The sequence below is a fragment of the Nitrosomonas halophila genome (assembly GCF_900107165.1).
GTDB classification, from domain to species: Bacteria; Pseudomonadota; Gammaproteobacteria; order Burkholderiales; family Nitrosomonadaceae; genus Nitrosomonas; species Nitrosomonas halophila.
In genome coordinates, this window is sequence record NZ_FNOY01000104.1 from 1 (window position 1) to 5,942 (window position 5,942).

Here is a 5,942-nt window from a genome sequence, read left to right on the forward strand (position 1 = left end):
GATAGTCTGGATCTGCATCCCGCTCTCTCCTGTGAAGTTGTTTGTGTCGCAACTTCATCTTCTCAGAGATTGGGCGGGGTGCTCCACTATCACCGGCCATGGTCTTACAAAAGGCGCTTTCGGTTACCCACAAATTCTGCCGAGGAGCCTAAAATCTTTCCTTATGGACACTAATACTGGCAATGATTGAAGCTGAGCTTGGAACAATAGAGCATCAGCATTTTTTCGATTTTCATATTTCCTTGAGTACATGGATATCGTACTTAAGTCGTATAAATTCGCAGTCTAGAAGAAATGCTGGCATGCTCAGTTCATTTGGTCCCTTATTTAGGTTCCAAGGCTATACTCAACTTGGAACAAACAGAGCCAAGGAGAGCTACTGTGGTTGTACTTGGAAATGGGTCGGTCGCTCGGGTGGTCGTGTTGACTTGGATTCATGCGGCTATGAAATCAGGGCTCAGGAAAATAGAGCTATTCGCACCGAGTGGGAACATGTTGTACCGGCTTCTAACTTTGGACGTGCGCGACAATGCTGGCAAAATGGCGGTAGGAAGAATTGCAATAATACAGATCCCGTATTCAATGCAATGGAAGCGGATTTGCATAACCTAACACCGGCTATCGGTGAGGTTAATGCCGACCGTAGTAATTTCCGATTTGGTGTCCTGCCAAACGATCCTCATCAACATGGTGCCTGTGATTTCAAGGTGGATTTCAAAGGACGTGTAGCCGAACCCCGGAATGAAATAAAAGGGCAAATTGCCCGTATCTATTTCTACATGCATGATCGATACGATTTGCCAATGTCCCGTCAACAACAGCAATTGTTAATGGCGTGGGATAAACAATTTCCGGTTAATCCTTTTTTGACAGGAGCCCGAACCTGGACGCTCGATCATAAAAACTCAAAAGAAGGCATTTATAGCGAGGTACAGAAAGCAGAAGAAAATGCTTCGGGTGGCGTCATTCGTGGGAATCGAAGCAGTAAGGTATATCACCTACCGCAAGGCTGTCCCAGCTATGATGCCATGTCGTCGCGTAATATCGTTGAATTTGCTACTGAAGGCGAAGCAATAGCATCTGGTTATCGGAAGGCTGGAAATTGCAGGTAACGCCAAAGCTCATCAGCAGTAATGGGGAGCTGCGCAATGCCTGTAATACATTTTTGATGGTTGGTTAATAGATAGAGCAAGCTTCACCATCCCAAGTAAATGCCCTGTGCGGAGCCGCATGCGGAGTATTGTGGGGGATTGCGAGTTAGAGACCTTCGGCTGCTACCTGATTATACGCCTGCCTGCTCGGAAACCTTGAATTTTGGCCATTGGTTGTAGCCGATATTCAGGTTGTTGGACTGTAGCTCTTTTATCAGCTCAACCTCTTTGAAATTTACTTCCTTGTCGGTTGCCGTTCCTGACTCCCAGAGGATTTGCTTTCGAACTGTGAAATCACGCATTTGCTCGGCGGTGAAATCTCGCTCAATTAGCCTGCTGTCGGCGCTGCCGAAATAATTTAGCGTTCCAGTCAAATCTTTTCCAAGGTAAATTTTGCCATTTGGGCAGGTGATTTTATAGATGACTTTCATGAGTAACGCCGGTACTGAGTAGCAAGGGTGTATAACGAATAGCGTTTATCACGCTACCTTACTGGCGTCGGATAAACATTGTAGGGCTGAACTACCGGGAAAGCGGTGTTTATGGGGATTGTATGGTTGTTGAAGTGGGAGTTAATCAATAATTGTAAAAACAGGCACCTGCAGCCAACGAGAAATAGGATAGCTTTGTCAATTGCACCCAACTCAGCCAGCTAAAACGATTTTGAGACCTCTGAACAAGTGCCTGGTCGGCAAGCTGCGCCGCACAACCGGAATGGTAGACAATGCTTGACGGCCATGCGACTCTCGCTCCACTGTCGATGTCATGGCAATATTCTAAATGATTTTTCCGACGCATCAACCACCGTGACTGGATAAGCGGCTCATACACGCTATCGTTCGCCCATAAAAAGCAGTGAATCATCTCCTCAATACGGTGGTGGCGCCATAGTGATCAAGAAGTTCACTATGGCTTCTCCTGATTACCCTACTGCGATAAAACCGTAAACTTGTAGAGCGTGTTGAAATGATCTGGAATCTGTTCACCTTTGCTTAAATCCGCCTTGCGACCAGGAATATTTGCGCTCGCATTCACGCGATCGACATCAAATGTTGTTTCGATCAGATAGCTTCCCGCATCAAGTGTCACAGACTCATACTTAACCAGGCGACCAAATGTGTCTTCATTGATACCTTGGGCCACACCCTCGACATTCATTCGAATATTCCGGTTTTGTGCATCAAATAGACGAAATCTGGCCTTAATATTGGAAGGGCTGTGTATTTGCTCAAGCTTGATCGTTGCCGGTTGATCAAGATCGATACGATACCAGTCGGAAGTCTGCTCGCCCCTGCTTTCTATGTAATATTCTCTGAAGCCCGCGATCGCGTAGGCTTCGATAGTCTGATTCAACGGAATCGATTTGGCGGTGGCACGGGCGATGTCAGGAGTTTTGCCGTTATTGGGCTCATAGCAATCAACACGGCTGAAGAATTCCCAAGTCAACGTGTACGGCATAGGGGCGTTTCCATTAAAAAATGGAGATACTTCCAGGAAATAGGTTTGACCAGGGTAAGCCTCGAATATCACATCTCTTCTCTGTTCATTCGCTAACTGTGCCGAAGAGCCGCTGAAAATGGCGCCTGGATCGTTGTTCGGTTTGATGGTCAGCCATGGAATGGTATTGGGATCGGAAGTCACCAGAATCACTCGCGCATAGCCACCTCCGGCATCATTGGGCACAGTGAATTGGTAGTTATGCCGCTCATTAATATCCCACTCGCCTTTGAATTCGCCTTGTGCAGGCGTGGGTTCATAGCAGGCATTTGCATTAGGTGTGATCCAGGCGACTTCGCAAGCGGTTCCTCCGAGATACTTCATGCCGACATGGAAAGAGGTTTGTGAAGGATCATTCTTGATGAACAATTGGGGAATATCAACAATGTGGGTAGCAGGATCAAAGGTGCTTCGCTCATTTGCCAAGACTGGATTGGCACAGATAGATGCAATTACCGCACTGAGCAACAACTGGGTTTTCATAGTTTGTTTTCACTAATTTATTATTAATATAAGAAGGCTATTTTATGTGCATAACATGTATTAAGGAAATTCCGCAAAAATCCTCGAATCATACTGTAACTTCAGGAATTGAATGATAAATAAACAGACCGAGCAAATAGAAACTACAAATTTATAATCCATGCCATAGCTACACCCGCATTTGTCGTCAGTTTCACGGTGCGTGAACGCATCCTTGTATTGAAGCTGAAAACAATTCAAGGGCACGGATAATTTCCCTGGTCTGGGATAAAAGCTCACAAAATCCTCCGTGAGTATAGCCCGAAGAATTCGCTCCCTGACATCGAAAAAGGCTAGATATCTTCGATTGTTCGCAGCGCCAAAAGGTTATGGCGGACACGGCTGTCCATAGGCGTGCAATGACAACCAAACACTAGGAGGCTGTCCGAAAATAGCAATCGTAGAGAGAGCGAAGCTGGCTTGGAAAGAATGCGCGATGTTGTGATAACAGCATTACCCATAAAAATTGGGTGATTCACCAATGCAATGAGAAGCCAGCTATTGGACAGATCATCCGGATTTAGAATATTTTGTGGAAAAAAATAGAAGTCCGAAGCTTACCCGGTAATCCTCATCAAGGCACAACTAGTCACCCGTCTGGATTAAGACTCAGCCCGAGTCATCAGTTTTCTGACATCGGAGAAGGCGAAGCGTCTTCGATTATTAACACAGCGTAACAATTCTGCGTTGAATGCACGCGCCAGTACAATTGGTTGAAACGCAACTGCAATAAACAAGAATTGTAAGCGTCCACCCCTACCGCCTCATTCATTCAACTTTAGTGATTAAATAGAGCTTACTCAGAAAATGTAAGTGGTTGTTTCTTTAGTTGAAATATCGTATAAATCAACATTTAAGTGCAAGGTTTTTGAACAAATTATGCGAAAACCCTTGCACTTGATTTGAACGCAAGCTCACCCATGCTCAATTAATCATAGTAAGCCGCGTATTGTTAGAAATAATATTCTTTATAAAACAATTGGTAGTTAATTTTAAATCTCAAATTATCATGAAAAATACTTTCTGAGTAAGCTCTATTTATCATTATCCCCTGAAATTGGGTGATTTGGTTTTGGTAAAGTAATCTTCCTACGTTTGGCTGTGGCCAGTCGATTCCAATAATGCTACATAACGTGACAATACTTCCTCTCCTCCAACGTCTAACATCTCCCTCAAGAACTGTTGCCGATGTGCTTCCACATAAAAATCCTGGCATCCTGTCTTAATAAAACTGCAGATTATTTCATGCACATCATCACGACATCGCAGTTCTGTTTCCGGCATATACAGCGCTGCGGCAGAGCGGCCCGCATGCAAATAATCTGCAGCCAAAACAGGCTTACCTACTCGAATAGCTTCATATGCAACTGAAGTTGCTAGATCGATAATGACATCAGCCCACGCTAACAAATGCACAGAATGAGTCTCATCATTAACCACAGTGACATTCTTGAGACGCCGCAATGCGGGGCTCTTCGTAAAGGATTGCTTCCAACCACCGCGAGTATGCGGTTTAATCGCCAATTCCACACCGGGGAAAGCTGCTATCATTTGAACCACTTCCCCTACTTCCTCCCAAAACGTCGTGAAATTGGCTTTTCTCAGAAAGATCACAATTTTTAGTTGACTATTGGAACGCACGAATGGCGAAACAGGCATAAGCGTGGCTAGTTTAGCCAACCATTCCTCACAGTATCTCGGTGAACCTAGTACAGTGAGCTTCTGATCATCCATAAAAGGACGAAAACGCTTGGCACACAGCTCATTGGGTACAACGACCTTATCAAACATCCCAGCTGCCGAAAAAGAGGTGTCTGGCTTTAGCTGCCATTCATCCCGCCTGATTAATTGGCTTGCATGAGGACTATCACCGTGAGGAAGTGATACCGTTCCCAGCCCTTGGTTTCGTGCCGCGATCACCAGAATTTCTACCCACTCGACACAAATTTCTGAATTTCTCTCAATCCAATCGAAAACAACCACTCCCTTCCCGGCATCAGGAAAACTTCTCTCCAATAAACGTCGCGTAGTGAACAACCAAATCGCTTCACGCCGCTTTGCGTTATAAACATACGCCATTACCTTGACGAGTGGACCCAGAAATGACCGATACGAACTTCTAACAAGTAATAGCGTTTGTAGGCGCCATCTGGTAAATTCGATAAATGATAATAAGTCCCGAAGATGAACAAACCGGACACCATCCAGTTGTTTTAGAAACTCGATACGATAATCTCCATTAAACCGTTTCTTGCCGATCATAACAATATCGCATGCATGGCCACGCTCGACCCATTTGGAAATAACCGGCGTAATATGATCGATATCGTTATAGTGTCGAAGAAAGAAAAGAGCTTTCATCGCTGCTTAACAAGTTAATGAGAATGGATTAGAAAATCCGTGAATTAATTAATAATGAGCTTTATGGGAATAAAGCTTATCACTGTCCAGATGAAAAAGATGTGAGAGATGCTCGGAATATGGCAGTATTTAAGCCAGTAAAGAGAAAGGGTCAAAAATATTTAGGCATTCAGATGGGCAAAATAAGCACCCACTTTTACCATCCATATGTGTGATTCCGTACAGATACTCCCTGATGTGTATGTCACGCTGCGTGTTGAGCATCTCTTGCAGCAGTGATAAACGCATATAAATTTGCCCGCACTTTATAAATTTTGTAACTATTCAGCGTATTCTTTCTCTCAGTCATTCTGCAACATAAAATCAGGCAGTTTCCCAGCGAAGAGCAGGGAAAGCGCCTCGGAAGCAGAA

Annotated in this window: 5 protein-coding genes; 1 reads left to right on the plus strand and 4 read right to left on the minus strand. The window is 44.5% G+C overall.

All coding sequences use genetic code 11. The annotated features are described in order from the left end of the window. Positions 1–182 precede the first annotated feature (182 nt). A complete protein-coding gene (locus BLV85_RS14015) occupies positions 183–1,112 on the plus strand; it encodes an endonuclease (protein ID WP_245725238.1) in 930 nt (309 codons plus the stop codon). Between the two features lie 170 nt (positions 1,113–1,282). Here the strand turns inward: BLV85_RS14015 and BLV85_RS14020 are convergent, their stop codons facing one another. The 4 genes from BLV85_RS14020 to BLV85_RS14030 all read right to left on the minus strand — a co-directional run bounded on the left by BLV85_RS14020 (position 1,283) and on the right by BLV85_RS14030 (position 5,531). Further along, on the minus strand, positions 1,283–1,582 hold the full coding sequence (locus BLV85_RS14020) for a GIY-YIG nuclease family protein (protein ID WP_090415850.1): 300 nt from the start codon (positions 1,580–1,582) through the stop codon (positions 1,283–1,285). A 213-nt stretch (positions 1,583–1,795) separates the two neighbouring features. Then, the gene (locus tag BLV85_RS15850; RefSeq protein ID WP_281245762.1) at positions 1,796–1,918 is read right to left on the minus strand and encodes a hypothetical protein; all 123 of its coding nucleotides are present in this window, start codon (positions 1,916–1,918) and stop codon (positions 1,796–1,798) included. 160 nt (positions 1,919–2,078) lie between these two features. Further along, positions 2,079–3,131: a hypothetical protein gene (locus BLV85_RS14025; RefSeq protein WP_090415851.1), complete on the minus strand. Its 1,053-nt coding sequence runs from the start codon at positions 3,129–3,131 to the stop codon at positions 2,079–2,081. A gap of 1,128 nt (positions 3,132–4,259) precedes the next feature. Further along, positions 4,260–5,531: a hypothetical protein gene (locus tag BLV85_RS14030; protein ID WP_090415852.1), complete on the minus strand. Its 1,272-nt coding sequence runs from the start codon at positions 5,529–5,531 to the stop codon at positions 4,260–4,262. Positions 5,532–5,942: the final 411 nt, after the last annotated feature.

Coding starts and splice junctions, on each gene's coding strand:
- BLV85_RS15850 (WP_281245762.1), bottom strand. CDS start 1,918: ATGACATCGACAGTGGAGCGAGAGTCGCATGGCCGTCAAGCATTGTCT.
- BLV85_RS14015 (WP_245725238.1), top strand. CDS start 183: ATGATTGAAGCTGAGCTTGGAACAATAGAGCATCAGCATTTTTTCGAT.
- BLV85_RS14030 (WP_090415852.1), bottom strand. CDS start 5,531: ATGAAAGCTCTTTTCTTTCTTCGACACTATAACGATATCGATCATATT.
- BLV85_RS14025 (WP_090415851.1), bottom strand. CDS start 3,131: ATGAAAACCCAGTTGTTGCTCAGTGCGGTAATTGCATCTATCTGTGCC.
- BLV85_RS14020 (WP_090415850.1), bottom strand. CDS start 1,582: ATGAAAGTCATCTATAAAATCACCTGCCCAAATGGCAAAATTTACCTT.